Annotated in this window: 24 protein-coding genes; 12 read left to right on the top strand and 12 right to left on the bottom strand. The window is 66.3% G+C overall.

Annotated features, from left to right (window positions below):
* The 9 genes from QCE88_RS20015 to bcsB form a co-directional block, all read right to left on the bottom strand.
* Window positions 1-231: a hypothetical protein gene (locus QCE88_RS20015; RefSeq protein ID WP_309905315.1), complete on the bottom strand. Its 231-nt coding sequence runs from the start codon at window positions 229-231 to the stop codon at window positions 1-3.
* Complete coding sequence (bcsG, locus tag QCE88_RS20010) at window positions 228-1787, bottom strand: cellulose biosynthesis protein BcsG (RefSeq protein WP_309905314.1); 1560 nt, start codon at window positions 1785-1787, stop codon at window positions 228-230. Before bcsG ends, QCE88_RS20015 begins: the two co-directional genes overlap by 4 nt.
* 67 nt (window positions 1788-1854) lie before the next feature.
* The gene (gene bcsA / locus QCE88_RS20005; RefSeq protein WP_309905313.1) at window positions 1855-4374 is read right to left on the bottom strand and encodes a UDP-forming cellulose synthase catalytic subunit; all 2520 of its coding nucleotides are present in this window, start codon (window positions 4372-4374) and stop codon (window positions 1855-1857) included.
* Window positions 4371-5138 carry a cellulose biosynthesis protein BcsQ gene (bcsQ, locus tag QCE88_RS20000; protein WP_309905310.1) on the bottom strand — a complete coding sequence of 256 codons (768 nt, stop codon included), beginning with the start codon at window positions 5136-5138 and terminating at the stop codon, window positions 4371-4373. Before bcsQ ends, bcsA begins: the two co-directional genes overlap by 4 nt.
* Window positions 5135-5335, bottom strand: coding sequence for a hypothetical protein (locus QCE88_RS19995; RefSeq protein ID WP_309905307.1), 201 nt, complete (start codon window positions 5333-5335; stop codon window positions 5135-5137). The genes bcsQ and QCE88_RS19995 overlap by 4 nt, the downstream gene beginning before the upstream one ends.
* Window positions 5336-5338: 3 nt before the next feature.
* Window positions 5339-7282 carry a cellulose biosynthesis protein BcsE gene (gene bcsE / locus QCE88_RS19990; RefSeq protein WP_309905305.1) on the bottom strand — a complete coding sequence of 648 codons (1944 nt, stop codon included), beginning with the start codon at window positions 7280-7282 and terminating at the stop codon, window positions 5339-5341.
* A gap of 1 nt (window position 7283) precedes the next feature.
* The gene (locus QCE88_RS19985; RefSeq protein ID WP_409018193.1) at window positions 7284-11234 is read right to left on the bottom strand and encodes a cellulose synthase subunit BcsC-related outer membrane protein; all 3951 of its coding nucleotides are present in this window, start codon (window positions 11232-11234) and stop codon (window positions 7284-7286) included.
* Between the two features lie 59 nt (window positions 11235-11293).
* Entirely contained in the window at window positions 11294-12415 is a 1122-nt protein-coding gene (bcsZ, locus tag QCE88_RS19980) for a cellulose synthase complex periplasmic endoglucanase BcsZ (RefSeq protein ID WP_309906534.1), read from the bottom strand.
* A gap of 474 nt (window positions 12416-12889) precedes the next feature.
* On the bottom strand, window positions 12890-15157 hold the full coding sequence (bcsB, locus tag QCE88_RS19975) for a cellulose biosynthesis cyclic di-GMP-binding regulatory protein BcsB (protein WP_309905300.1): 2268 nt from the start codon (window positions 15155-15157) through the stop codon (window positions 12890-12892).
* Window positions 15158-15535: 378 nt separating this feature from the next.
* On the opposite strand from bcsB, the gene QCE88_RS19970 reads away from it, so the two are divergent.
* The 5 genes from QCE88_RS19970 to QCE88_RS19950 all read left to right on the top strand — a co-directional run bounded on the left by QCE88_RS19970 (window position 15536) and on the right by QCE88_RS19950 (window position 17971).
* Complete coding sequence (locus QCE88_RS19970; protein ID WP_409018167.1) at window positions 15536-15979, top strand: diacylglycerol kinase; 444 nt, start codon at window positions 15536-15538, stop codon at window positions 15977-15979.
* A 178-nt stretch (window positions 15980-16157) separates the two neighbouring features.
* Window positions 16158-16664, top strand: coding sequence for a GNAT family protein (locus QCE88_RS19965; protein ID WP_309905296.1), 507 nt, complete (start codon window positions 16158-16160; stop codon window positions 16662-16664).
* A gap of 374 nt (window positions 16665-17038) precedes the next feature.
* Window positions 17039-17356 (top strand): hypothetical protein, encoded by a 318-nt coding sequence (locus tag QCE88_RS19960; protein ID WP_309905293.1) that lies wholly within the window; start codon window positions 17039-17041, stop codon window positions 17354-17356.
* A 58-nt stretch (window positions 17357-17414) separates the two neighbouring features.
* A complete protein-coding gene (locus QCE88_RS19955) occupies window positions 17415-17561 on the top strand; it encodes a hypothetical protein (protein WP_309905291.1) in 147 nt (48 codons plus the stop codon).
* 89 nt (window positions 17562-17650) lie between these two features.
* Entirely contained in the window at window positions 17651-17971 is a 321-nt protein-coding gene (locus tag QCE88_RS19950; protein ID WP_309905289.1) for a hypothetical protein, read from the top strand.
* Between the two features lie 207 nt (window positions 17972-18178).
* On the opposite strand, the gene QCE88_RS19945 is transcribed toward QCE88_RS19950, so the two are convergent.
* On the bottom strand, window positions 18179-19048 hold the full coding sequence (locus QCE88_RS19945; RefSeq protein WP_309905287.1) for a helix-turn-helix transcriptional regulator: 870 nt from the start codon (window positions 19046-19048) through the stop codon (window positions 18179-18181).
* A 135-nt stretch (window positions 19049-19183) separates the two neighbouring features.
* Here QCE88_RS19945 and QCE88_RS19940 point away from each other — a divergent pair, with 135 nt between their 5' ends.
* The 7 genes from QCE88_RS19940 (at window position 19184) to QCE88_RS19910 (ending at window position 24541) form a co-directional block, all read left to right on the top strand.
* Window positions 19184-19963, top strand: coding sequence for an alpha/beta hydrolase (locus tag QCE88_RS19940; protein ID WP_309905286.1), 780 nt, complete (start codon window positions 19184-19186; stop codon window positions 19961-19963).
* On the top strand, window positions 19960-20766 hold the full coding sequence (locus tag QCE88_RS19935; RefSeq protein ID WP_309905284.1) for a transporter substrate-binding domain-containing protein: 807 nt from the start codon (window positions 19960-19962) through the stop codon (window positions 20764-20766). Before QCE88_RS19940 ends, QCE88_RS19935 begins: the two co-directional genes overlap by 4 nt.
* Before the next feature lie 96 nt (window positions 20767-20862).
* Window positions 20863-21534, top strand: a complete 672-nt coding sequence (locus tag QCE88_RS19930) for an amino acid ABC transporter permease (RefSeq protein WP_309905282.1) — start codon at window positions 20863-20865, stop codon at window positions 21532-21534.
* Between the two features lie 6 nt (window positions 21535-21540).
* Window positions 21541-22194 (top strand): amino acid ABC transporter permease, encoded by a 654-nt coding sequence (locus QCE88_RS19925; RefSeq protein ID WP_309905280.1) that lies wholly within the window; start codon window positions 21541-21543, stop codon window positions 22192-22194.
* On the top strand, window positions 22175-22909 hold the full coding sequence (locus tag QCE88_RS19920) for an amino acid ABC transporter ATP-binding protein (protein ID WP_309905278.1): 735 nt from the start codon (window positions 22175-22177) through the stop codon (window positions 22907-22909). Before QCE88_RS19925 ends, QCE88_RS19920 begins: the two co-directional genes overlap by 20 nt.
* 10 nt (window positions 22910-22919) lie before the next feature.
* The gene (locus tag QCE88_RS19915) at window positions 22920-24176 is read left to right on the top strand and encodes a hydantoinase/carbamoylase family amidase (RefSeq protein ID WP_309905276.1); all 1257 of its coding nucleotides are present in this window, start codon (window positions 22920-22922) and stop codon (window positions 24174-24176) included.
* Between the two features lie 41 nt (window positions 24177-24217).
* Window positions 24218-24541: a hypothetical protein gene (locus tag QCE88_RS19910; RefSeq protein WP_309905274.1), complete on the top strand. Its 324-nt coding sequence runs from the start codon at window positions 24218-24220 to the stop codon at window positions 24539-24541.
* A 12-nt stretch (window positions 24542-24553) separates the two neighbouring features.
* On the opposite strand, the gene QCE88_RS19905 is transcribed toward QCE88_RS19910, so the two are convergent.
* Together QCE88_RS19905 and QCE88_RS19900 are read right to left on the bottom strand one after the other, a co-directional pair.
* Complete coding sequence (locus QCE88_RS19905) at window positions 24554-25195, bottom strand: dihydrofolate reductase family protein (protein ID WP_309905272.1); 642 nt, start codon at window positions 25193-25195, stop codon at window positions 24554-24556.
* An 82-nt stretch (window positions 25196-25277) separates the two neighbouring features.
* A complete protein-coding gene (locus QCE88_RS19900) occupies window positions 25278-25685 on the bottom strand; it encodes a GFA family protein (RefSeq protein WP_309905271.1) in 408 nt (135 codons plus the stop codon).
* Window positions 25686-25695: the final 10 nt, after the last annotated feature.

Here is a 25695-nt window from a genome sequence, read left to right as displayed (position 1 = left end):
TCAACGGACGGTAGCAAGCGGCGTTTCGTGTTCGGCGACGCCCCGCGCCGACACAGGCGCGAGACCCATCAGCCGCGCGAGCGTCGCCCAGCGTTGCAGCGCCGCGCGGTATTCGTCGTCGGCCTGGGCATCGAAATAACGCGCGGCGTCGAGCCCTTCCAGCTTGTGCGCCAGCGCCGCGACATCATGCTGCCCGCGCGGCGGCTTCGCGCCATGCAACGCATCGCTCATTTCTGCTCCAGCCATACGCCGTCCGGCGTCTTCACGACATAGCCATTCGCCGTCTTCATCGTGACGGTGCCTTCGTTCTCGCCGATCATCGGCGTCTGCGGCAGATTGGCCGCGTATTGCGAGAGCGTCACGCCCGGCTTGAACGGGCTGTTCGACACCAGGTTCGACAGCAACTGCGAGACCGCGAGGAAGCTGGTCGGCTGATCGACGACGGTGGTCGGCCCATGATTGCCCGTGAAGCCGACCAGACGCACGCCGACCGGTCCATGCACGACGGACGGCGTCGGAATCTCGCGCAGGCCGGCGACCTGATTGTTATCGCCGCGCAGGGCCGCGCCGTGTTCGGGCACGAACAGGATCACCGCGCGCCTGCCCGATTGCTGGATCAGATCGGCGAAGCGATCGAAGTCGCTCATCAGCTTGTTGACGCGCACCGGATACGACTCCAGGCTCGTAAGCTTGCTGTTGGCGAGCTTGTTGCCGTCGTGCAGGCTGATGGTGTTGTAGTACAGGGCGACCGGACCCGGCACCTGCGCGCGTTGCGCGTACCAGTTCGCCAGCGTGCCGTAGTCGTCCATGATCGGCGAGCCGTCGAACGCATGCATGCCGACCTGCGCGCCGGTGTTGGGCACCATCGTCACGTTCGGCACGCCGAGATTGTCCTTCACCACCTGCGTGAAGTTGTCGAAGTGGCCGTCGTGATTGAAGGTCACTTGCGGCGTGTAGCCCGCTTGCGCAAGGTCGGCCATCAGGTGGCATTGTGCAGGCGCGTCCTTGTACAGGTCCGCATGCGCTTCCTGTCCGCACGCGGCGCGCAGCACGCGGATCGCGGCGGGGCCGCTATAGCTCGCGGCCGTGCTGAAGTTCGTGAACAGATAATCGAAGTGCGAAAGGAACGGGTGATTGCGCTCCTTCGACACATCGAGGTCGTCCCACGAGAGCGAGCAGATATGCAGCACGATGACATCGAACTGTTCCTTCTGATCCGCCGACAGATGCCCGAAGCTCACCTGTCGCTGCGATTCCTTCGCGCGGAAGGCGGCGAGCGTCGCGTTATAGTCCAGCGGCCCGCTGGACGGCCCGGTGCCCGCGGCAGCCACGGCCGTATCTTGCGGCGCGGCGTGCAGGCGCGCGAGCACGGCGTTCGCGCCTTGCCACATCGGCAGCGCGAGCAGCGCAATGATCACGAAGGTCGCGACGCGCAGCCAGCGGTTGACGACGAGATACGCAACCAGCCCGCACAGCGCGAGGACGATCAGCATCGGCGGAAGAAAGCGCGGCAGCAGTTCGAGCCAGTAGTCGAAGCTGAACGTGCGCAGATTGCCGAACTCCTCGACGATGCGCGCGAACGGCGGCACGTTCGCCTCGCGATACATGAGCGGCAGGCCAATCGCCAGTCCGGCGACGAGCCGCACCGCGCGCCACAGCTGCGCGCGCAGCGGCGAACTCATCGCGAGCGCCAGCGCGAACGCAATGTTCGCCCACCACAGCGGTTGCAGATGGCCCGTGGAAAACAGCGCCAGCTTGATGATGAAATACAGGTTCCAGAATGTCATTGTCGTGCTCTTGTTTGACGCGCCGCTCGCTGAACGGCGCGTCGTGCAAATCTTTTGAAGGCCGCTTTCAATAGCGCGGCCGGTCCAGCGCCAGCCACGCGAGCAGCGTGCGCCGCGCGCCGTCGAACAGACGCGCATAGCCTTCGAAGCCCATCAGCAGCACTTCCTTCAGGCCCTTGAGCGGCGCATCTTTCTCGCTGTGATCTTCCCAGTCGAGCCATGCATCCGCGCGGCCGAACGTGCATTGCACGAGCCGGCGCTCCTGCTCCAGCGTGAGTGCATCGAACTGCACGCCCAGATGCGCGCCCGCATGCCGCGACACGCGCACCGGAAAATGGAACGGCCGCTCGCCGCGCGTCACCACGACGCCGAGCGTGTCGCCCGCGCGCAGGTCCAGAGCACCCGCTTCCACCACGAGACCGAGACCGCCCGTCGAGTAATCGCTCGTGCGGCACGCGACCGTGCTGCCGTCGTTGAGCACGAGCGTGGCGGGCATGTTCATCGCAATGCGATGCGTGACGCGCACCTGCCGCGCTTCGCGCGCGACGCTCACCGCCGCGCCCAGCATCACGAGGTTGTAGAGCGTCCAGAAGACGTTCATCAGGATGGTCGCGGCTTCGTCGCCGGCGTCGAAGGCGAGGCGGTAGAGACCGAAGGCCATCGCCGCCGCGTTCAGGCCGAGCAGGATCAGATACGGCTTGCTCATCGCCCAGTCGAGATAGGTCTGGTCGATGCGCCCGCCCTTGTCCGTCACGTTGAACTTGCCGTGCTTCGGGCTGAAGAACGCGATGGTGGTCGGCAGCGCGATGTACCACGCGAGCACGGACTCATACACCTCGGCCCAGAACGAATGGCGGTACTTGCCCTGCATGCGCGAGTTCGCGATGTTCGCAATCACGATGTACGGCAGCACGAAGCCGGCAATCGTGGTCGCCGCCGCGTTGATGAAGTACATCTGGAAGAACAGGTACCACATCGGCATGGTGAGGAACACCAGGCGTGGAATGCCGTAGAAGAAGTGCAGCATCGCGTTGCCGTAGCACAGGCGCTGGAAGAAGCCGAGGCCCCGGCCGATGAACGGATTGTCGATGCGAAAGATCTGCGCCATGCCGCGCGCCCAGCGCGTGCGCTGCTTGATGTGGCTCGCGAGCGATTCGGTGGCAAGCCCCGCGGCCTGCACGGTCGGCAGATACGCCGTCGTATAGTCGCGCCGATGCAGCTTGAGCGCCGTATGCGCATCTTCCGTCACGGTTTCCACGGCAATGCCGCCCACCTCTTCCAGCGGCGCTCGCTTGATGACCGCGCACGAGCCGCAGAAGAACGTGGCGTTCCACAGGTCGTTGCCGGCCTGCACGAGCCCATAGAACAGGCTGCCTTCGTTCGGCACGCGGCGGAAGGTGCCGAGATTGCGTTCGAACGGATCGGGCGAGAAGAAATGATGCGGCGTCTGCACCATCGCGCATTTCGGATCGGCGAAGAAGGTGCCCATCGTTGCTTGCAGGAACGAACGTGTGGGCACGTGATCGCAATCGAAGATTGCAATGTAGTCGCCCTGCGTCTTCGCGAGCGCGCGGTTGATGTTGCCCGCCTTTGCGTGCTGGTTGTCGTCGCGCGTGAGGTAGCCGATACCCGCCTCGCGCGCGAGCGCCTCGAACTCGGGACGGTGGCCGTCGTCGAGCAGATAGATGCGCAGCTTGTCCGCCGGCCAGTCGATGCCCTGCGCCGCGAACAGCGTCGGCTTCACGACGGCGAGCGGTTCGTTATAGGTCGGAATGTAGACGTCGACGCTCGGCCACAGGGCGGGATCGGCGGGCAGCGCCGACACCTTGCGGTCGAGCGGCCAGGCGGTCTGGATGAAGCCGAACAGCAGGATCATCCACGTATAGGCTTCCGCGGCGAACAATGCATAACCCACCACCGCTTCGCCCGGCGTGCGGAAGTCGAGCGTCTGCGTGGTGCGCCACCAGACATAGCGCGCGGTGACGAGCAGCGCGATGCCCGCGAGAATCAGCACCGGCATGCGTCCGGGAATGCGGCGGATGACCAGCGCCACGCCGATCAGCACGGCAAAGAAGCCGAACTGGCCGTGCCCCGCGAGCGGCGAGGTACCGACCAGCGCCCACAGCAGCAGCCCGATGGCGGCCAGCACCGGCAGCAGGAAGCGCACGCGGCTGAGACCGTTCGCGCCGCCTTCGAGATGCGCGCCCCAACGTGACCACGGCAGTTTGTCGATCTGCGTGTCGATCGCGCGTTTCGCCCACGCCAGTGACTGTCCGATGGGCGTCCACACCCTTACAAGCACGCGCGACACGGCGGCGAGACGCACGCGCACGCTCTTCGCGTCGGCACGCGGCGGCCGCACGAACGCGCGCAGGAGCCACGCCCACGGATTGCGCACGTCCATGACGCCCCACTCGCGCGCCCACGCCAGCACGAAGGCCCGCAGCAGTTCACGCGCGATATCGCGCCGACCCGCGCGCGGCGGCTTGAAGAAAATGCGCACCCACCAGTCGATGGCCGAACGCGTGTCCGGCACGCCGAGTCCGCGCGCGATCCAGTCGATGGCGTGCTTGCGAAAGGGCTTCATGCCGTTACATCCGCTGTTTTCGCGGGCAACCACGCATCGAGTTCATGCGCGAGCCCATGCAGGTCGTGCGATGCCTGCGAATGCGGCGCTTCGTCGAACAGCCACGCGCCGCGCGAAAAGGCTTCGGGCAGCGCGGCATCGACATGGATGCGCTGTGCGAGCAACGCGCCGTGCGAAGCGACCCGCAGCATCGCCAGCAGATCGCGCTGCATCTCGCGCGCGGGGTTCAACCGGTTCACCACCAGCCGCACGTCGGCGCAGGCTTCGCGCAGCGCGGCCAGACGCGCGACCAGCGTCGCGCAGGCTGCGGGCTCGGGCGGCGTCACGCACAGCACGAGATCGGCGGCGCGCACGGCGTGGTCCGCCTGGGGCGACGGGTAGCGCGGCGTGTCGAGCAGCACCACGCCCGTCTCCGGCAAGCCGATCTCGCCCAGCGCGCGTTCGAGCCAGCGCGGCTGCGCGGCGAGCCGGGCATCGCACGCGGCGGCTTCGGCGAGCGTCACCTGGCCGTGCGGCACGAACAGCACGCCGTCTTCGTTGCGGAAGGTGTGATCGTGCCAGTGACGCGTCGTGTCGGTGAGCGCCTGCGCGATGCCGGACGGCGGCAATTCATCGAGTCCGAGATGCGCGCCCAGCATGTTCTGCGGATCCAGATCGAGCGCGACCACCTCGCGTCCCGCGCGGGCCAGCAAGGTCGCGAGCGCGGCCGTCAGCGTCGTGCGGCCCGCGCCGCCTGCCGTGGAAATCAGGGCGATGGTTTTCATGAGCGAGCCTCGTCGTTGCGCTCGGGCAGCAGGCGCGCATTGAGCACGACCGGTTCGAGCACGCACGGCACCGCATCGCGGGGATCGAAACCGCGCAGATCCGCCAGGCCACGACGCGCGCTCGCACGTTGCCAGATCATCCACGCGGGCACGCCCGCGAGCGCGCCGATCATCACGGAGAACAACAGGATGTCCATGGTTCAGTTCCTCGGTTCAGCGAGCGGCATGCGCGCGGGCATCGCGCGGCGCACGCGTTGCTTGCCGTGCAGTTCGTCGAGTGCCGTGTGCCGGCGCGTGTCTTCGTGCAGCGCGTGTTCGATGGCGGCGAGCTCGGCGCGGGCGCGCTCGACGGGATCGGCGGCTTGCGGTTCTTGCTCAGCGTGTGCAATCTGCGGTCGTGCAGACGCCGCGAACAGATCCGTATAGTCCGCAGCGGGCGCGCGCCGGTTCGCCGCTTCGAGCGCCTGCAACGCCGCTTCGATCTGCTCGTTCGCCAGATAGGTCACGTCCTTCGCGATGCGCTCCAGCGGCGCCGTGAAGATGCGCGCCAGCGCGGCGCCCGCATCGGCCTGACGGCAGCCGAACAGGAACACATAGAGATGCGTCGCGTCCGCCGTGAAGACATCGCCGGCGCGGCGCGGATGGCACTGACCCAGCGCCTCGACGTGCGCAAGCGCGGGCGGCAGCGTCAGCCGGGCCAGTACGTGCGGCAGACGCAGCATCGCGCCGCGCGCCAGCGCACCGTGGGTATGCGCGCAGAAGGCCGCGAGATTGAGATAGCCGAGCGCGGCATCCGCGAGCGACGCGGCCAGCGCCGTGCGATAGTCCGGCACCAGCGCGCGCGTATAGAGCTGTCCTTGCAGCGACTGCAACAGCGATTCGAGCCGCGAGAACGGCACGTCGCGCCCGACAACCAGATTCGCGCCGAGGCTCAGCATCAGCAGCTCGTACTGGTGACGCAGCACTTCGCCGCGCTCCACCACCGCGATTTTCAGCGCGCGGCCGCAGCGACGGCGCAGCGTATGCACGGCGGCGCACAGCGCGTCCAGTTCCGCGCGGTTCCGATACGCCAGCACGACGGTCGCGCCACGCGCGCCCTCGCATGCGGCGACGACGGCATCGCGGTCTGTCAGCACGTCCCAGTCGCGCGGCACGCCAGCCTGATCGCCGGTAACGGCGCGGCAGGTCACGACGCGCTGTTCATCGCGAGCCAGACGCGCCTGCTGCGGGGCCTGATCCGTCGCAACGCGTTCCTGCGGCGCGACGCTCAGGCGGCCATCGCCGGCGAAACGCAGCGCGCGCACGTCGCCGGTGACCAGCGCCTTGCCCGCGCGCCAGAAATCCACTTGCCACAGCAGTTCGCCATGCGAGCGGCGCACCCGCGCGACACCCGCGCACGCGCCGTTCAGTTCGCTTCGGCCGGCGTGCGGCTGGGCGTCGTCGAGGTCGTCTTGTTCCTCGCCCGCGTTCGGGCCGAGCAGCAGCACCATCGTGATGCCGCGCGACGCGCACCAACCCGACAGCAGACGTCCTTCACGCGCCAGCGCGGCCGGATCGTTCCAGCTGAACCAGCGCCCGGCGCCTTCGACCAACACCAGCGCCCCGCGCCGCAAGCCAAAACGCTTCAGCGCGCGCAGTCCGCCGAACAGTCGCGCGAACGCGGGCGGCTCGGTTACGGGGGCTTCCGCGTCGGCTTCGGTGGGCGCATCGGCGGGCATCGCCAGCACGTTCAGATGACGCGGCCAGCCCTCTGCCGCCGCGCCGGAGAAACCGAGTTCGCGCAGGCGTACCGCCGCTTGCGCCCGCCCTCGCGCCAGCACCACCGTCACGTGGCGCGTGTTCGCGGCGCGCGCGCTGGACCAGATCAGCGCGTCGCATTCCGGCGATCCCGGCGTGACGTGTACGGCATGCAGCGCGCCCGGCACGAGCGTCGCGAGATCGTCGGGCAAAGCGTCGATGGCGAGCCGGCTCGCCGTGTGTTCGCCTGCGGTCAGCCGTCTGCGCAGCCACTGCGCGAGCGCGGCGAACACGCCCGTTCCGCCGCTTACGCCGCTCTCGCCGCTGCGATGGGTCTCGTTGCTCACTTCGGTCTGTCCTGCTGTCGATGACGCGTCGCGCGCGTCGCCCAGGGGGTTCGGATGCATGTCAATAGCTCGAATAGAGGCGCACCGGCTGCGGCCCGATGCGGTATTCGTCCTTGCGCGGCGAGAACGCGAAGCGCGCGTAGATCATCCCGGAACTCGGCGCATAGTCGTGCGAGTGGTCGATGCTCACGCGCCCGCCCACGACGAACTGCGGATTCACGCGATACTCAAGCGTCGCGCCGAGCCCGTACGAGAAGCCGACGCCGCGCGTCGAGCTGCCGCCGAACACGAGGTTGCCCAGGTTCGTCTGGCTCAGTCCGGGCGTGTTCGGCAGGCCGTTCGGGAAGTACGGCGAATCCTTTTCATAGGTATTGGAGACGCCGACCGTCGCCGTGATGTCCCAGCGGAAGTCATTGCGCTTGCCCATCCATTCGATCGGCACGCCCAGCGAGAGATAGCGCTGCGGGCTGTAATAGCCGCCCTGTCCGAAGGTGTAGTAGCGCAGGTTGTCGGTGTAATGCCAGGCATTGCCGACGAGGCCCGTCAGCACGCGCATCGTGCCGCGTTCATAGACCGGCACGGTGAAGCCCGTGCGCAGGATGAACTCCTGATTGCTCGCGACGTTGCGTCCGCTCAGCACGCCTGCGCCGAGATCCGCGAAGGTGCTCACGCGGCCGAAGTCGACGCCCATGTGCACGTCGATGCCGTCGCGCCGCACGCCGCCCCAGGTGACGTGCGTGAGCGGATCGGTGAGGCCCGCGTACGACAGTTCGCTGCTCGTCACCGCGCGGCGCGAGGCCGATACCGAAAAGCTCGCCGGACCCGCATCGAACTTGTAGCGCGCGCCGCCCACCAGGTAGTGGACCGGGAAGCCGAGCGGCGATGAACCCAGATCGAGACGCCATGCATCGGACTGATAGCCCACGCCGCCGCCCAGGCCGTTGGCGTGCTGATGCAGATCGCCTGTCGTGACCGGCGAGGTCTTCAGGTATTGGGCCAGTTGCGCCGCTGACTGCGCGGTGCCGTCGTAGAAGCCGGCGTTCGTGCCGAAGGTCTGCACCACGTAAGGCAGGCTCGGCGTGGCCGAAGTCCGGTCGATGCCGCTGATGTCGAGCGTGCCGGCATCGAGATGCACGGCATCGGCGTGGACGAAGAAATGCCCGTCGTAGCGATACGGAATCTGCGCGTAGATCGGCACCTGCTGCGCGCGATACGCCGAGACGCCCGCATCGCCGGACTTGTAGGCGGGAATCCACGCCGTTTCCACTTCGGGATCGCGCCGCTGGTCGAGGTCGTCGAGGGCGGCTTGCGCGGGCGTCGGGCGTGCCTGAGCGTAGCCGCTTGCAAAACCGGACGCGCCCGCCGGCGTGCTGAAGCCCGGCGTCATGCCCGCCGCGCGCTCCTGATCCAGCGAAAGCCGGTACAGCGACGCCGCTTCCTCGTATGCGCCGAGGTCTTCCGCGACGCGCCCCGCCTGCACAGTCACGTCCGGCCGCGCCGGATACGCGACGCGCAACGGCTGCGTGATCGCCTGCGCCGCCAGCGGACGATGCAGCGCCGCGTAACGGCGCGCCGCCGAAAGACGTGTGTCGATATCGTCGGGCGCGGCGCCATCCACCACGCGTTGCACGAGCGCGAGCGCGTCGCGGCGCTGGCCGTCGTCGCCGAGCACGCGCGCGAGGGCAAGCTGCGTTTCGGCATCGTCGGGCGCGGCGGCGAGCACCGGCGCGAGCGCGGCGCGCGCCTGCGCATAGCCGCCCTGCACGCGCGCCAGATCGGCCACTTCGAAGGCATAGCGCTTGTCGCGTCGGCCCGCCGCGCTCACGTTGGCAAGCAGCGTCTGCGCGCGCGCATAGTCGCCTGCGTCGATGGCGTCGTCGGTCTGACGCAGCGTCATGCGCAGCGCCTGATCTTCCAGACGTTCAGCCTGACGCGGTGTGAGCGCGGGGTCGCGACGCACCGTGGCGAGCGTCGCCGCCAAGGCGTCTTCGCGGCGCGCGCCGCCGAGCAGGTCGCCGTACCGCAGGCGCACGTCGGCATCGGTGGCTGCGGCATGCGTGTTCATCCAGTCCTGCATCAGCGCAAGACCGCGCTGCGTCTCGCCATGATCGATATACAGCGAGCCCACCGACGCAAGCAGGTTCGGATCGTCCTGCGACAGCGCTTCGGCGCGGGCGAGCGCATGCTTCGCGGCGTCGGTGTCGTTGCGCGCGTCGGCCGCGCGGGCATCGAGCAAGGCTTGCTGGGCGTCGAGGTTGCGGGACAGCGCGCGCATCGCGTCGCTGCGCGCGGACTCCGGGATGCCTGCGAGCGCCGCTTGCGCGCCCGCGAGATCGTCGAGCGAATTGCGATAGAGCGCGCTGGCGTAACGCATCTGTGCCGCGTTTTCTCCTTGCTTCTCGCCTTGTTCCGCGCGCGCCAGACCGTCATCCATCACGGCTCGGCCGAGTTGCGGCAGACCCAGGTTCTGATAGAGGCGCGCCAGCGCGAAACGCGTCCATGGCTGATCCGGCTCGATGCGCAACGACGCCTCGTAGCGCTGCGCAGCCGGGCCGTTGCGGCCCTGATCGGCCAGTTGCTTCGCGTCGGACGCGACCTTGTCCGCGCGCATCTCGACCAGGCTCTGGCGATCTTCAGCGGACGTAAAGCGCGTCTGCAACGCGGCGATCAGCGGTTCGACTTCATCGGCGCGTCCCGTGCTCTCCAGCAATGTGCGCGTGCTGCGCAATGCGGACATGCTCGGCGCGCGGCCAGCGAGCTGCGCGCGCAACAGCGGCTCGGCATGCCTGAAGTCGCCCTGCGCGAGCAAGGCATCGGCGAGCAGCACGCTGGCGTCGGCGTTGCCCGGATCGAGCGTCAGCGCCTGACGCGCATAGCGCTCAGCATCGGCGGGCCGGCCGGCGGCGGCCGCATCGCGACCATGCGCGAGCGTGCCCCACAACAGCGCCGTGCGCGCGAGGCTCTGCCATTTCGAGCGATCGTCGCCGCCCAGCGAAGCGGCACGTTCGAACAACGCGCGCGCTTCGTCGCGATTGCCCTCGCGCATGCGCAGCATGCCCAGGCCGCCGACCGCGTCCGCATCGTTCGGACGCGCTGCCGCCGCGCGCGCGAGCAAGGGTGCCGCAGCGGCGAGGTCGCCGCGCGTCAGCGCCATGAGGCCGCGTTGTTGCGCGATGTAGTCCGGATCGCGTTCGAGCGCACGCTGCGCCTCGACGCGCGCGTCGAGCAGCGCGGCGCGGTCCTTGAATTCGGTGTCGTCGGGCACGAGCGTGAGATAAGCGCGCAAGGACGGCAGATACGCGACATCCGCACCCGCCGATTGCAGCACGTGACGCCAGACATCGAGCGCGGCATTGCGGTCGGTGTCGTCGCGCGTGGCCAGATTCCACGCAATGCGGTTCGCTTCCGCACGCGTCGCGTCGCTGCTGTTGAGCAGGCGCGCCAGGGTCTGCGCGGCATCGACGTCGGCGGGATCGGCGGCGACGCGGCGGCGCAATGCATCGAGTGCTTCCTGGCGTCGCGCGGGCGTCGCCGCGATGATCTGGTAATACTCCGCGCCGAGCGCGCCGGAAGGCGCGCCGTGCGGGAACAATGCGCCGAGCCGGCGCGCCGCTTCATCGGACTGGCCGCTGCGCGACAACAGCCGGATAGCCGCCATTTCCTGACGGCCGCTCACAGCGACGCGATACTCGTCGTCCAGCTGGCGCGTAAGCAGCGCGTCTGGCGCGAGCGTCTTCATGCGGGTGAGCGTGGCGAGCGCTTGCTGCGCCTGGCCGAGCCGCAACTGGATGCGCACGCGTTCGGCCAGCAAGCGCGGATCGGTGGGGGCGATCAGCAAGGCCTTGTCGATGGCTTGCAGCGCCAGGTCGTCGCGATGCTTGTTGCCCCACGCGCGCGCGGTGCCGTAGAGACGCTCGGCGAGCACGGGCATGGCGGGATCGTGCGCCTTCTGAACCGGCGCGCGCGAGTCGGCGGCATGCGCCGGCATCACGGCGCACGGCAACGCGCACATCGCGCTCAGCGAAACCAGTGCCGCATGCAGCCGTATGAACGAGATCGGGCGCGTGTGCTTCACTTCGCACCCTCGCACACGCGTGCATCGAGCGATGCGGCGTGCAGGCGGCCGTCCGCGTCGAAGCGATAGCGGCCTTCGCGCCAGCCCAGGCCGAACAGCGTCAGCACGCTCGTGTAATAGCCCGGCGCGACGGCGTTCGCGGCACGCGCGGCCTGTGCATCGGCGAGTGCGGTCTCACCGCGTGCCGTCAGGAAAGGCACGGCGGCGGCGGAGAAGCCCGCGTTGCCGTCGTTCGGGCCGGCTTGTGCGTTGCGCGTATCGATGCGCTCGGGCGGCGCACCGTGTTCCGCGATATACGCAGCGAACGGCGCGAAGCGTTCCAGCAGCGCTGCGCGCGCCGGATCGGCGGCATCGAGCAGACCTGCCCACAGGTACACGCGAATGGCGTTGTAGGCGCTCTCGGCCTGCGTGTCCTCGTCAGGCGCGAAGCCCCCTTGCACGCGATACAGCGCCCAGTCGGGCGAGAAGCCGTGCGGCGCCGTGTCGGTCAGCAGGCGCGCGCTCGTCGCGGCGAGACGCTGCCAGCGCGGATCGTCCGGCAGCGACACGCCAATGCCACGCAGCACCTGCAACGGCACATAACTCGGATTGACGCGCCAGGTATCGGCGGCGGGATGAAAGCCCACCGGTCCGGGCAGCAGGGTGAGACCGAGACCCGGCAACTGCGCGGCTTCGGTGTCGAGCACGCGGCGGGCAAGCGCCGCGCCGCGCGCCGTATAGCTGCGCTCGCCCCACGCGCGGCCTGCTTCGATGAGCGCGTAGGCAATCCAGAGATCGGCGTCCGATGCGGCGTTCGTGTCGAGCACGCGGAACTTGCCGGTGTCGTCGCGTCCCCACAGCCAGGCGGGCAGATGCGACGTGAGATCGCCTTGCGCCAGCTGGTCCTCGGTCCAGCGGAGAATCGTGTCGAAGCTCGCGCGGTCGTTCGCCACCAGCGCGAAGAACAGCGCGTAGGACTGGCCTTCGGAGACGGTGCGCGCATCGGCGGAACCGACGTCGATCACGCGGCCTTCGTTCGAAACGAAGTCGCGTTTGAAGGCTTCCCAGCGTGGCCAGGTTGAAGGAGGTGCGGCGTTCGCGGCCGGCACGCAGGTGCGCGGCGCGGTGGGGTTGGTCATGCGGGGGGCGGTGGGTGTTTTGTTTGCGTTCGTTGCGTTGGTTGCGTTCGTTGCGTTCGTTGCGTTCGTTGCGTTGGTTGCGTTGGTTGCGTTCGTTGCGTTGGTCGCGTTGCTCGCGTTGGTTGCGTTGGTTGCGTTGGTTGCGTTGGTTGCGTTGGTCGCGTTGGTCGCGTTGGTCGCGTTGGTCGCGTTGGTCGCGTTGGTCGCGTTGGTCGCGTTGGTCGCGTTGGTCGCGTTGGTCGCGTTCGTCGCGCCGTGTGCATCAGGCGCACCCGCCACACCAACGCAAGCGAACACCATCGCCACAGCGGCGCACCCGCGCCTGACAAACAGAGCCTTCATTTACCTGCTCCGTCGCGCCAGTGCGAGCCGCCATCCACCGCAGCGCACGGCAGCTACCGCGAATACCGCAAACAAGACCGCGGACGCGGCCAGGGCCAGGATCGGCTCGAGTCCGGGGATGCGCTTCATCGCTCAGATGCCCCGGCGGCGTGCAGCCAGTTCCTGCAGCGCGGCGAATGCGCCGACCGCGATCAGCAGCCCCGCGAGCGCACCCAGCAAACCGAGCAGCACCGGATGCAGCATCAGACGGCTCCACAGCTTCGCGTACCACGGCACATAACCCACGAGATAGGTATCGCCGACGCGCATGCTGTCCACGCCGCCGCGCCGCACCAGCGACACATCGCCCTGCACCTGCGCCACGCGGTCGGGCCGCTCCAGCACGTCGAGCAGATCGGTGAGACGGCCGGCGCCCGTCGCGGCCAGCGCGACCACACTGCGTCCCTTCGTGCCCGGCGATTCGAAGCCCATCAGCGCGGCAATCGGCCCGCTCTGATCGAGCGACGCGCCGCCGTGCGTGACGAGCTTGCCATCGCGCCAGCGTTCGCCGATCGAAAACGACGCGCGCGCCATGCCGCCTTGCGCGGTCTGATCGGGATTGGCCACCGTGCTCGCGATGGAAAGCGGCAACGCATCGCGCCAACGCGCGAACACCGGCGACGAAGGCGCCCCGCCGATCACCAGCAGATCCTTCTGTGCCAGCCCCGGCACGTCGCCCGGACGCGCGATGCTCACGCGCAACGCCGGGAAGCCGGTCCACTGGCCCATGTGGCCCATCATCGTCAACAGAGCTTCGAGTTCGTTCGCGGCGGGCCGGTCCGGAATCACGACGGCCGTCTGCGCGAGATCCGCGTAACGCGTGAACGGAAAGCCGCTATTGGCGAAGAACGCGAGGTTCGGCAGCTGCGCGTAATGCACGAAGCCGGAGAAGTCGATGGTCGAGTCCGGATCGACGGCCGCGCGCGCCGGATTCGACGCCACGCCCGCGCACACGCCCTGCTTCTGCGATTCAAGCGTGAAGCGCAACTGCAACTGATTGGAGCTGCCGACGCGGAACGCCGGAATGTCGAGCGCATTGTTCGCGCCGTTGTTGGCGCTCGCGAGGATCGGCAGGCTGAAGCGGCCCTGGCTGTCATCGCTCTTGGCGGCCGGCAGGCGGAACGACTTGACGAGCTGCTCGTTGATATCGACGGCCAGCGCCGAATTGTTCTGCACCGTCGGCGCCGTATAGCGATAACGGAGGTTGAGCGGCACGCCCGCGCTGTTCCACGAGAACAGGTCGGCGGGCACGCGCAGGTTCAGGCGGATGGCGTCGGGCGCACCGCCCGTCACTTGCAGTTGCGCAGGATCGTCGACGAGTTCCTTGAAGCTCACGGGCCGGTTGGTCGGCATCCAGCGCGGCGCGTCGTACGGTTCGCGCGGCTTGCCGATATCCACGTGCGCGACCTTCACCGATGCACCGGACATCGCCGTGCGGCCGAGCACCAGCGCAGCGGTGGCATCGTCGACTTGCGCCGCGTCGTTGCCCGTCACGATGAGCAGCTTGCGGTCCGTGGACGCCGGGTTGTCGGCGACGAGGATCGTCGGGCCATCGATGGCCGGCAGCTTCAGGTTCGCGGGCAACTGCGCGCGGGTGCCGATGACCACCGCGTGCTGGTCCGTCGGCAGCGTGTTCAACGCGGGAAAGCGCGCCTGCCGATAGTCGGCGAGCGCGCCGAACCACGACGCGAGCACGCTGGCGCTGCGCAGCGTCGCGTTGTCGGGCGAAGCGGGCAGCACGAACGGCAGCGTGAGACGGCTCACGTCGCGGGCATCGAAGAACGGTGCGGGCAGCAGCGCGAGATCGTCGGGGAGCTTGATCGGCGCGGTGTCGAGAATGAATTCGCTGGTCGGGCTGACGTCGGCCCACAGCGCGGTGTTGGCCGGATCCTCGCAATGATCGAGCGTGTAATGACCGATGAAGCGCAGCCCGAACTGGTTATAGTCGGTCAGCAGCTTCGGATCGAGCACGATGTCCTGCGTGACCATGGAGCCGGCGTGATCCTTGTCGAAGGGCACCGTGGCGATCACCTCGTTATTGAGCGAGACCTTCACGTGCGACAGCGGGAACACCAGCGACGGCGAATACGTATAGCGCAGACGCAGGCGCGCGCCGGTCACCACGCGGTCGAGCCGCACGCCGAGCGCAATGGACCGCGCATCTTCGAGGCCGCGCAGATGCATCGCCTGATAGGCGCCGAGCGCCGCGAACGGCACATGGATCGTGGAGGCGTTCGAAGACGCGTCAGGATTCACGGCAGTTGCGGCCGGCGTCGCGAGTTGCGCGGCAGGCAGCACGGCGGCATACAGGGCGCTGGTGGCCAGCGTGAGAGACAGGCAGAACGAGACGACTGGTTTCATCGACAGATCAGCTTCCGGGTTTTACGGCCGCACGCCGCGTGCTTCAAGGCTGCGTGCTTGATGATGTGAGACGGGACGACGAGCGCCGCGCTGCAGGCAGCGGCAAGGCAATGAACGGAAAGAGGTCGAACGATGCGCGCGGAAGGCGGCAACGTCGCGATGGCGCAGGCCCGGACTGCAATGACTTTCTGAGGCACAGTGCAGAAGCGAAAGATGCATGCGGCATACGGCGGCAAGGCACGGTCCGTTGTTGTTTTTTTGCTGTCTGTCAAGCGCTTGACGCACGTTTGTCGCGAAACAGCGGGCGCAACAGTAGCATAATTTGAAACAATTTGTATCTGCATCAATTTCCTTCAACACAAATGCCACATACGCGACATGGTTCGTTCCACTTCTTCGTCATCGTCCAAGGCCATGCCTTCTTCCAAGCCGGGCAACGGCAAACGCAGCGGCTTGCTGCGCGGCTTCTTCGCGTTGCGCCATTCCCGTGACGGCATCGTCGCGACGTGGCGCGAAGAAAGCGCATTCCGTCAGGAGGTGTGCATCGCAGTGGTCCTGCTGCCGATCGCGTTCCTCGTACCGGTCACGAGCGCCGAGCGCGTCTTGCTGGCTGCCTCGGTGCTGCTCGTGCTGCTGGTCGAGTTGATCAATTCGAGCATCGAGGCGGCCATCGACCGCATCTCGCTCGAACGCCATGAACTGTCCGGCCGCGCGAAGGACTGCGGCAGCGCGGCAGTCACCGTGGCGCTCGTGATCGGTGTCATGACATGGAGCGTGATCTGCGGACCGCTCGCGTGGCAGTGGCTGCGGGCGCATCTGTGACGACGCGCTGTGCCGTGCCGCGTTCCTTCGAACGTATGTCGGCGCGCATGCCTGGAACTTGATGGCAAGCGCGTGGCGACGCTGCGCTTGTCGCGAACGAAGTCGGAAAGATGTTCTCTTCGAAAGCCATGAGTAAGGATCGTCACCTTCATCGCCTTCATCGATTCGCGGAGCCGCCATGCTTGTTCGCCTTCTCACCGCAGCCGACGCAACCTCGTTCCAGGCACTGCGACTCGCCGGACTCAGCGAATGTCCGGCATCGTTTGCATCGAGTCATGAAGAAGAAGTGGATCGCTCCGCGCTGCATGTCGAGCGCATGCTCGAGACGAGCGACGACCAGGGCGTTCTGGGCTGCTTCGAACGATCACGCCTGATCGGCATCGCGGGCGTGAAGCGCGAGGCTCTACGGAAGTTGAGTCACAAGGCCTTCGTCTGGGGCGTGTATGTCGCCCGGGACAGGAGAGGCAAAGGCATCAGCCGAAGCCTGCTCAATGAAGCCATCGCCTTCGCGCAGCGCACGCCGGGGATCACGCAGTTGAACCTGACCGTGAATGCGGACAACGCAGCCGCGATACGGCTGTATGCCTCGCTCGGATTCGAGCAGTTCGGGCTGGAGCGCAACGCGATCTTCGCCGAGGGACGGTTGCACGACGAGATGCTGATGCAGCTTCTCGTCCGTATCTGAAAACACGAGTGCCCGGACGCAGGCACGACCGCACCGCTTCACGAGCGGAAAGCACGCGCACGTTCCGACTGTTTCAATGCCTCAAGTTTTTCCATCGCGCATTGTTTTAATTTTCGAAACGCATTCCGTTATTTATCGGCGAAAAATATTCGGTTACACGAAAAGCCGGACGGGCGCGACGGATCGAAAAGCACAGCGACGTTAAAGAATCATTGCCCGACGAAAATCCTGTCCGAGGCAATACGCACGATTGGCTGATGTCATGTTCACGCGCGGTTTTGTTCAAAGCGGCTCACCACCGTTTCGAAAAACGTGCCGCCTGGAAATGTGACGGCGCACATCAATTCGAAAACGTCCTATGAGGCTCACCGATCATGAAAGCCACCCTCACACTTCTCGCGCTTGCCGGTGCACTTTATCTATCCAACGCCCAGGCGCAGGTCATCGTGGCGCCGGCCGTAGCGGTCGCGCCGCCTCCGGCTGTCGTGGTTGCGCCGCCGCCCGCAGTACTTGTCGCGCCGCCACCCGTGGTCGCGCCGCCAGGCGTGGCGTATGTCGCGCCCGTAGGCCTGGCGCCGGCCCCGGGCTATCTGTGGCGCTATCGCGTCGGAGGCGGCTGGGGATGGTGGCATCCGCATTACGGATGGCATGCGCGGGTCGTCTATCACCACTGGGGCCATCGCAGGTGGTAGGCCGGGTAACGGCGCATTAGCTGGTCATCCCCGTTTCTGGTTTGCTGGTGGAGCGCAAATGAACAGGCTGTTCAGATTACTTATCGTGTCGGGCTTACTGGCCGGGATGCTCGGCGGATGTGTGGTGGAACCGTTGCCTGCGGCGCAATGGGTGCCGGCGCATTACGGCCCTTACGGCGGCTGGATTCCGGGGCACTGGAGATGATGCGCGCTATCCGTTCCATCACGCGCGTGCATCCCGCCAGACCGTTCGAAGAGGCTGGCTCGACTATTTATCGCTGGAGTGGAGAAACCTTGAAAACCTTCCATGCAATCACTGTGCTGGGTCTCGGGCTCGGACTCGGCGGGTGCGCTGTTTATGACACGCCCAATGGTCAACTGCTCGGCCCCTTGCCGGCTGCGCCCGTAGTAGCATCCCCCGTTGCCGATGCGGCAGTGACGCCAGCACAGACCGCGCCTGTGGTGGCGGCTGCCCCGCCCGCGCCGGTCGTGGTCGCGCCGCCCGCGCCTGTTGTGGTCGCGCCGCCGGTCGTGGCGCAAAGCCCGTATGTCTGGGTGCCTGCGCACTACGGCCCCTACGGCCGATGGATACCGGGACACTGGCGCTACTACTAAGGAACAGCATGCCGGAAGCGGTTCGCGTTCCTGCAAGGCCATGGACGCGCGAACCCTGTCTCTTCGAAACGAACCTCGAAGGGCACGAGGCAAGCCAACTTCTTCAAACTCGCGCAAGTGACAACGCCGGGATGATGCAGTGCTTGCGACGTTCAGCCCGTCTCCGCGCAACGAGGCCCGACGCGTCCTTCCCGCAAACCATCACACTCAGTCCGAATACTTCTTGATGAGCCGATGCAACTCGTGCTCCGCCTGCCCGCCCTTCAACGCGCTTTCCCATAGCGTTCCGGTCAGATGATCGTGCTTGGCCAGCGCCTCCGGATCTTCCGTGATGGTGCCCACGCCATAGCGCAGGTTGGTGGGCTGACCGATCCGGAACGGACTGTTCACGAGATACCGCCGCCCTTCCGCGTGGATGATCTGATAGCCGGAGGTGGGCAAGGGCTGCGTCGTCAGGCCGATCTGCACATGCATCGGCGGCGAAGCGATCAGGTCGGCCATATGCCCGATCTCGCGCGCGGCCTCGCGCCTCAGTTCGGCGCGCTCCGCGTACGGCTTGTCAGCCGTCACCGCGAGTCCGTTGGCAAGATAGCGTTCGATGCTGCTCAACGGAACGATGTTGACCATCGCCGGCTGGCGGAAACGAAAGATCGCCTTGCGCCGCTCCAGGACCTGCAACAGCCGCTTGCCTTCGGCGGGTGTGAGCGGATCGAGGTCCTGCGGATCGTGCAGGCTGCGCGCAAGCGAGCGGTCGTAACCCGCCGAACTCAGCACGTAAATCAGCGGACCGAACACGACTGAAACACGATCCGCCTTCTCTTCCAGGCTCGCGACGCGCTCGAAAAAGCGGAACCCGTCGGTCAGGTATTCGGCGCCGAGTCCGAGCAGCGTGCTCGGCGACATGCCATAGACCCGCGCGAATTTTTCGAGCGTTTCCAGCTTGACGATATTGCCCGCTTCATACCGGTGCAACAGCGCGCGCGAGACACCGATGGCCTCGGCGACTTCATCGGCGGTCATCTTCAATTGCTGGCGATGCCATTTCAGGCGCTCCCCGATGGCGCGAAAACTCTCCATGCGTTGCGTTTTTTTGTGGTGGTCCGTGACTCAAAAAAGTTACATGCGCCATAAATCTGCGTCAAATCATAAAAATGAGCGTTGGCCCGCTGGTTTTGCCGCTTGATACTCGCTCCATCCAACCAGGAGCACTTCATGCCCATCATCCGACTCGACGGCGCCCGCGTTCACTACACCGACAGCGGTGGCGAAGGCCGCCCGGTCATCTTCCTGCACGGCGGCTTCGGCAGTTCGTCGGAACTCTGGCAACGCACCATCGACGCGCTGCCGCCCGGCTATCGCGGTCTCGCCATCGACAACTTCCTGCGCTCGGATGCGCCGCCCGATGGCTTCACCATCGAAGCGCTTGCGCGCCGCGTAGCCGCGTTCATCGACCGGCTCGAACTGGAGCGGCCCGTTGTGGTCGGTCATTCGATGGGCGGCGTGGTCACGCAGATGACGGCCGTGCGCTATCAGGAGAAGCTCGGCGGCATCGTGCTGGTCTGCACGGGTCCCTCGATGACCAATCACGCACTGGGCCGCGCACTGCTCGCGCAACTGGAAAACGAAGGCATCGACACGATGCGCGAGATCAGCGCGCACTGGTTCCGCGAACTGCCGCAACCGTTCTTCGATGGCTACGTGGAGCGCGCCAAGGCCGCGCCGCTGACGGCGATGATCGATATCCAGTCTTCGCTGATCGAGACCGACATGCGCCCGCACCTGCCGGGCGTGCAGCTTCCCGCGCTGGTGGTCTGGGGCGCGCACGACAGCGGCCGCACGATGGAGCATGCGCAGCGCCTGCTCGATGGCCTGCCGAACAGCACGCTCGCCGCCATGACCGACAGCGGCCACTCGCCGATGCTCGAAACCCCCGCTGTATTCGACGACGCCTTCCACGCTTTCCTGAAGTCCATTCCGGAGTCTGCACGATGAGTCTCACCGCTACGTTCAAGCGCCGCCTGGGTGCGGCCATGTTGTCGGTTGCCGGCGCGATGGCGCTGCTGAGCCACGCCCCGGCCGCGCACGCCGACACGCTCGACACCGTGAAGAAGACCGGCGTGATCCGCGTCGCGGTGCCGCAGGATTACGCGCCGTTCGGCTCCGTGGGCAGCGACATGGAGCTGCACGGCTACGATGTCGAAGTGGCGAAGCTGACCGCCGCCGCGCTGCATGTGAAGCTGCAGATCGTGCCGGTGACGATGGCCAACAAGATTCCGTTCCTCGTCACCAACAAGGTTGATCTCGTGCTCAATCTCGGCAAGAATCCGCAGCGCGCCGAAGTGATCGACTTCACATCGCCATACGCGCCGTACTACACAGCCGTGTTCGGTCCGCAAGCCAATGCGCTGCCGGACGTCGGCGGCCTGAAGGGCAAGAAGATCGGCGTGGTGACGGGCTCGCAGGAAGACCTGTTCATCACGAAGAACGCCCCGGCCGGCACGCTGTTCTCGCGCTACCAGGACAACAGCTCGGCGGTGGCGGCGTTCCTGTCCGGGCAGACGGAATACCTCGCGACGGGCAACATCGTCGGTGCGAAGCTGCTGGCCGACAATCCGCAGAAGCATTTCGCCCAGAAGCTGCTGCTGATCGATTCGCCGGTCTGCGCCGCCGTGCGCAAGGGCGACAGCGCGATGCTCGCCGCAGTCAACAGCGTCTTCGCGGCACAGAAGGCCAGCGGCCAGCTCGACGCATTGTCGCGCCAGTGGCTCAGGCAGCCGCTCGACGCAAAACCCTGAAAGCCGCCGCACTTCGCCGCCTCATCCGCTTCCCATGCGTTGCATGAGGCAGTGAAGCGCCCTTCCGCCGCATCCGGCTCCGGATAGCCTCAGACCATGTCCTATCAATTCGACTTCGGCGCCATTGCGCCGTATCTGCCCCTGCTCGTCCAGGGCGTGGCGATGACGCTTGCCGTCAGTATCGCCGGCGGCCTTGGCGGCTTCGCGCTGAGCATCGCCGGTACGTGGATTCACGCGGAAGGCCAGCCGTGGGCCCGCGCCATCACGCGGGCCTATGTGGAAGTGTTCCGCAACACGCCGTTCCTGATTCAACTGTTCTTCATCTTCTTCGGCTTGCCGCAACTGCATGTCAGGCTCGATGCCTTCGAGGCCGCGCTGCTGGCCGTGATGATCAACTTCGGCGCCTACGGCACGGAGATCCTGCGCAGCGCGATTGCGGCCACGCCGCGCGGCCAGCATGAAGCTGCCGCGAGTCTTGCGCTGACGCGTCTGCAAACCTTCCGTCACGTGCTGCTGCGGCCCGCATTGCAGAAGGTATGGCCCGCGCTCACCAGCCAGTTCATCATCATGATGCTGACGACCTCCGTCTGCTCGCAGATCGCGCTGATGGACCTCTCGCATGTCGCGGACTTCATCCAGGGCCGCACCTTCCGCTCGTTCGAAACCTACGCCACCACGACGCTCACATATCTGCTGCTCGCCATCGCGCTGCGCCATGCGCTGCGCACGCTCGGCAAGCGCTTCGTGACCGCGCGCCCTGCAAGGTAAGCCGCCATGGACTTCACCCTGTGGGACATCCTGCGCGTGTTGCTCGTTTCGCTGCGCTGGACCGTGGCGCTCTCGTGCGTCGCGTTCGTCTGCGGCGGCACGCTGGCGTTCGCGATCATGTGGCTGCGCCTGACGCCCTCGCGCCTGTCACGCGGCGTGGCGGCTGCCTTCATCGAACTGTTCCAGGGCACGCCGTTGCTGATGCAACTGTTCATCGTGTTCTTCGGCATCGCGCTGTTCGGCTTCGACGTGCCCGCGTGGCTCGCGGCGGGCATGGCGGTGTCGCTGTGGTCGGCAGCGTTTCTCGCCGAGATCTGGCGCGGCTGCATCGAAGCGGTGCCGCGCGGACAGTGGGAATCATCGGCTTCGCTGGCGATGACGCGCATCCAGCAATACCGCCATATCGTGCTGCCGCAGGCCTGCCGTCTCGCCGTTGCGCCGACGGTCGGCTTCTGCGTGCAGATCGTCAAGAACACCTCGGTCACGTCGATCATCGGCTTCGTCGAACTCACGAAGGCAGGCACGATGATCAGCAACACGACCTTCCGGCCGCTCGAAACCTTCGGGCTCGTCGCGCTGATGTACTTCCTGCTGTGCTCGGCCCTATCCGCGTTGAGCCGCCATCTGGAGAAGCATTTCAATGCCCCTTATCGCAATTGACCAGGTCACCAAGCGCTTCGGCGGTAACGAAGTGCTCAAGGGCATCGACCTGAACATCGGCCACGGCGAAGTCATTTCGCTGATCGGCAGGAGCGGCTCGGGCAAGAGCACGCTTCTGCGCTGCATCAACGGGCTGGAGAGCATCGACGGTGGCCGCATCGATGTCGCGGGCACACCCTTGTCCGATGACGCCGCAGCGCTCAAGCAGTTGCGGCGCCAGGTCGGCATGATCTTCCAGCAGTTCAATCTGTTTCCGCACTTGAGCATTGGCCGCAACGTAATGCTCGCACCGATGATCGTGCTCGGCATGAAGCCCGCCGAAGCCCGCAGGCAAGCGGGCCTGCAACTGGAACGCGTTGGCCTCAGTGACAAGTTCGATGCCTATCCCGATCAACTGTCCGGCGGGCAGCAGCAACGCGTGGCGATTGCCCGCGCGCTATGCATGTCGCCCAAGGCGTTGCTATGCGACGAGATCACGTCCGCGCTCGATCCGGAACTCGTGCAGGAAGTGCTTGCGGTGATGAAGGAACTCGCGGCAGGCGGCATGACGCTCGTGATGGTCACGCACGAAATGCGCTTCGCGCGCGAGGTCTGCGATCGCGTGGTGTTCCTGCATCAAGGGCGCATTCATGAAAGCGGCGCACCCGACGTGCTCTTCAACCAGCCGCGCACCGACGAGCTGCGTCAGTTTCTCGCTGCGGCCCACGATGCATGAGCGCACTCGCATGACGGCATCGACTGATTACGCGCGCATCGCGCAGCATCTCTTCGACACGGTGCGCGAAGCCACAGCCGAAGGTCGCGGCGTGACACGCGAATCGTATGGCGCGGGCGAAAGCCGCGCGATTGAACTGCTGACGGCATTTGCCCAGGCACAAGGCTTCGCCACACAGGTCGATCGCGCGGGAAACGTCACCTTCTCGCATCCCGATGATGCACGGACGCAGCCCATCCTGTGCGGCTCGCATATGGACTCCGTGCCAGAGGGCGGCAACTTCGACGGTCTTGCGGGCGTCGTCGCGGGCCTGCTGTGCCTCATGCGGCAACGCGACGAAGGACGACGCGGCACGCATCCGCTGCGCGTGCTCGCGCTGCGCGGCGAAGAAAGCGCGTGGTTCGGCAAGGCGTATATCGGCTCCAGCGCGCTCTTCGGCCGCTTGCCGCGGGCGACGCTGGACGCGCAACAGCGCTCGACAGGCGAGACGCTTGCGGCCTGCATGCGCGATACAGGTGCCGATGTCGATGCCATCGCGGCGGGCGAAGTGCTGCTCGACGCGAACGAGGTCGCGGGCTATATCGAGCTGCATATCGAACAGGGTGCGCTGCTCGATGATGCGCAACGCGCGGTGGCCATCGTGCCGTCGATACGCGGCAACGTCCGTTATCGCAACGTGCGCTGTATCGGCGAGCCGGGTCATTCAGGCGCGGTGCCGCGCGAGCGTCGTCACGATGCGGTGTTCGCGGCGGCCCACGTGGTCAGCGCGCTCGATGCGTACTGGAAGCACGCGCTCGCCGAAGGCGCGGACCTCGTGATCACGTGCGGCGTGTTCGGCACGCGTGCGGAACAGCACGCGATCTCGCGCATTCCAGGCGAAGTCGATTTCAGCTTCGAAGCACGCAGCGCGGACCCGCACGCGCTGGCGCAGGTGCTCGACGTGTTCGAACGCACGCTCGCGGACACGGCTGCCTCCCATGGCGTGCGCTTCGAAACGGGTGCGTTGTTGCAGACCGCGCCCGCGCGCATGGATGCGGGCTGGATCACGTTGCTCGAAGAGCACGCGTGTGCACTGAAGTTGCCCGCGCCGCATGTGCCGAGCGGCGCCGGTCACGACGCCGCCATGTTCGCCGCAGCCGGCATTCGCAGCGCGATGATTTTCGTGCGCAACCAGAACGGTTCGCACAATCCCGACGAGGCCATGCGTCTCGTCGATTACATGGACGGCGTGGCGCTGCTGTACGACAGCATCAACGCCTTCGTCTGACCGGTCGCACAGCGCGACGCCTCATCTTTGGAGAAGGGATTATGAATCTGGAACTGGCAGCGGCATCGCTTTCGAGACGGGGTCTGGGCTTGACCGATATTCGCGCGTTCGCGCTGCAATGCCGTGACGGCGCCCGTCAGCCCGGTGGCGATGCTGCTGCGCTGATCCTGCTGGCGGAGAAGGCATCGGCGTTCTTCGAACGGCATGAAGGCATCGCGATGACCAACGACGCGCTGCGAGGTTTCGTCGATAACCTCGCCGCCGATGTCACGCGTCTGCGCACGGCCACCAAGGCAGGCGATGCCGCGCTGATCGATGCGTTGAACGCATTCGCTTTCGCCTTCTCGAACGACGTGGTGATCTGAGCGCGGCAGTCTTCAGCGCGTCAGGACGATGTGCGTGGCGCGTTCGGTCGGAACATGCTCGACTGTCCGGTAGCCCAATGCATGAAGATCCAGCCCGTCGAAGAGTGATTCTCCAGTGCCCAATGCGACGGGCGCCATCGCGAGATGGATCTCGTCCACATGGCCCGCTTGAATGGTTTGCTTCACCGTGGACACCCCGCCGCCGATCTTGACGTCCCGTGCGCCCCCCGCCTCGCGGGCCCGGTGCAAGGCTTCCTCGATTCCGCCAGTGATGAAATGAAACGTGGTGCCGCCGAGCATTTCAATGGAAGGGCGCGCGTAATGCGTCAGCACGAACGTCGGCGCGTGATAAGGCGGATCTTCGCCCCACCATCCTTTCCATTCATCGTCGGGCCATTCTCCACGCACCGGCCCGAACATGTTGCGGCCCAGAATGAAGGCGCCGAAGTTGTCCATGGCGCGGCGGGCGAAGGTGTCGTCGAGGCCGGTGTCGCCATCGTCCTTGCCTTGCATCGCGCGGAACGTGCGCGTCGGGAAGAACCACTGGAAGAGTTCGTGGCCCCGCACGCCGAGCGGATGATCGAGGCTTTGAGCGGGGCCCGCAGCAAAGCCATCGAGTGAAACGCTGAAGCCGGCAACTTTTACTTTGCTCATTCACGTCTCCGTGTCAGGTCGTGCATGTCGGTCAGCACAGCATGAGCACGAATCGACGCGGACGCAATAGCGGTTTGTCTCTTCAAGGCTGCCCTTCGAAGGCCTCCGCTGAGCCGAGACCCGAGAGCCAATCGAAGCGCCGTTGGGTCCACGACTGCCGCTTCGGCGCGCCGAGTTCGTAGCGCTGCTTCAGCGCGCCAACACGCAGCGAATACGAGGACGGGTTCTCTTCCGCCGACGAATACACCGGCCCGCCACACTCCGCGCAGAATGCGTGGATGCGGCGCGCGCCGCTGTCGGCGGTCTTCAGATAGCGCTTCGGCTTACCCTTCAGGATACGAAAGGTCTCCGCAGGCGCAGCGATGTTCACGCGAAACGCCGAGCCCGTCAGCGTCTGACAGTCCGCGCAATGACAGATGGCGACGGTTCCAGGCGTGACCTCGGCTTCATAGGCGATCGCGCCGCAATGACATTGCCCTTCGACTTTCATGGACACCCCT

Origin of the sequence: Caballeronia sp. LZ035 (assembly GCF_031451175.1) — a bacterium.
Taxonomy (GTDB): Bacteria; Pseudomonadota; Gammaproteobacteria; order Burkholderiales; family Burkholderiaceae; genus Caballeronia.
Note: the sequence above shows the minus strand (reverse complement) of the source record. Positions and strands in the feature narration are given on the sequence as shown.

What these genes read in the sequence shown, in the direction of transcription:
- QCE88_RS20015 (WP_309905315.1), bottom strand. Translation starts at nt 231, where the DNA reads ATGAGCGATGCGTTGCATGGCGCGAAGCCGCCGCGCGGGCAGCATGAT.
- bcsG (WP_309905314.1), bottom strand. Translation starts at nt 1,787, where the DNA reads ATGACATTCTGGAACCTGTATTTCATCATCAAGCTGGCGCTGTTTTCC.
- bcsA (WP_309905313.1), bottom strand. Translation starts at nt 4,374, where the DNA reads ATGAAGCCCTTTCGCAAGCACGCCATCGACTGGATCGCGCGCGGACTC.
- bcsQ (WP_309905310.1), bottom strand. Translation starts at nt 5,138, where the DNA reads ATGAAAACCATCGCCCTGATTTCCACGGCAGGCGGCGCGGGCCGCACG.
- QCE88_RS19995 (WP_309905307.1), bottom strand. Translation starts at nt 5,335, where the DNA reads ATGGACATCCTGTTGTTCTCCGTGATGATCGGCGCGCTCGCGGGCGTG.
- bcsE (WP_309905305.1), bottom strand. Translation starts at nt 7,282, where the DNA reads ATGCATCCGAACCCCCTGGGCGACGCGCGCGACGCGTCATCGACAGCA.
- QCE88_RS19985 (WP_409018193.1), bottom strand. Translation starts at nt 11,234, where the DNA reads ATGTGCGCGTTGCCGTGCGCCGTGATGCCGGCGCATGCCGCCGACTCG.
- bcsZ (WP_309906534.1), bottom strand. Translation starts at nt 12,415, where the DNA reads ATGACCAACCCCACCGCGCCGCGCACCTGCGTGCCGGCCGCGAACGCC.
- bcsB (WP_309905300.1), bottom strand. Translation starts at nt 15,157, where the DNA reads ATGAAACCAGTCGTCTCGTTCTGCCTGTCTCTCACGCTGGCCACCAGC.
- QCE88_RS19970 (WP_409018167.1), top strand. Translation starts at nt 15,536, where the DNA reads ATGGTTCGTTCCACTTCTTCGTCATCGTCCAAGGCCATGCCTTCTTCC.
- QCE88_RS19965 (WP_309905296.1), top strand. Translation starts at nt 16,158, where the DNA reads ATGCTTGTTCGCCTTCTCACCGCAGCCGACGCAACCTCGTTCCAGGCA.
- QCE88_RS19960 (WP_309905293.1), top strand. Translation starts at nt 17,039, where the DNA reads ATGAAAGCCACCCTCACACTTCTCGCGCTTGCCGGTGCACTTTATCTA.
- QCE88_RS19955 (WP_309905291.1), top strand. Translation starts at nt 17,415, where the DNA reads ATGAACAGGCTGTTCAGATTACTTATCGTGTCGGGCTTACTGGCCGGG.
- QCE88_RS19945 (WP_309905287.1), bottom strand. Translation starts at nt 19,048, where the DNA reads ATGGAGAGTTTTCGCGCCATCGGGGAGCGCCTGAAATGGCATCGCCAG.
- QCE88_RS19940 (WP_309905286.1), top strand. Translation starts at nt 19,184, where the DNA reads ATGCCCATCATCCGACTCGACGGCGCCCGCGTTCACTACACCGACAGC.
- QCE88_RS19935 (WP_309905284.1), top strand. Translation starts at nt 19,960, where the DNA reads ATGAGTCTCACCGCTACGTTCAAGCGCCGCCTGGGTGCGGCCATGTTG.
- QCE88_RS19930 (WP_309905282.1), top strand. Translation starts at nt 20,863, where the DNA reads ATGTCCTATCAATTCGACTTCGGCGCCATTGCGCCGTATCTGCCCCTG.
- QCE88_RS19925 (WP_309905280.1), top strand. Translation starts at nt 21,541, where the DNA reads ATGGACTTCACCCTGTGGGACATCCTGCGCGTGTTGCTCGTTTCGCTG.
- QCE88_RS19920 (WP_309905278.1), top strand. Translation starts at nt 22,175, where the DNA reads ATGCCCCTTATCGCAATTGACCAGGTCACCAAGCGCTTCGGCGGTAAC.
- QCE88_RS19915 (WP_309905276.1), top strand. Translation starts at nt 22,920, where the DNA reads ATGACGGCATCGACTGATTACGCGCGCATCGCGCAGCATCTCTTCGAC.
- QCE88_RS19910 (WP_309905274.1), top strand. Translation starts at nt 24,218, where the DNA reads ATGAATCTGGAACTGGCAGCGGCATCGCTTTCGAGACGGGGTCTGGGC.
- QCE88_RS19905 (WP_309905272.1), bottom strand. Translation starts at nt 25,195, where the DNA reads ATGAGCAAAGTAAAAGTTGCCGGCTTCAGCGTTTCACTCGATGGCTTT.
- QCE88_RS19900 (WP_309905271.1), bottom strand. Translation starts at nt 25,685, where the DNA reads ATGAAAGTCGAAGGGCAATGTCATTGCGGCGCGATCGCCTATGAAGCC.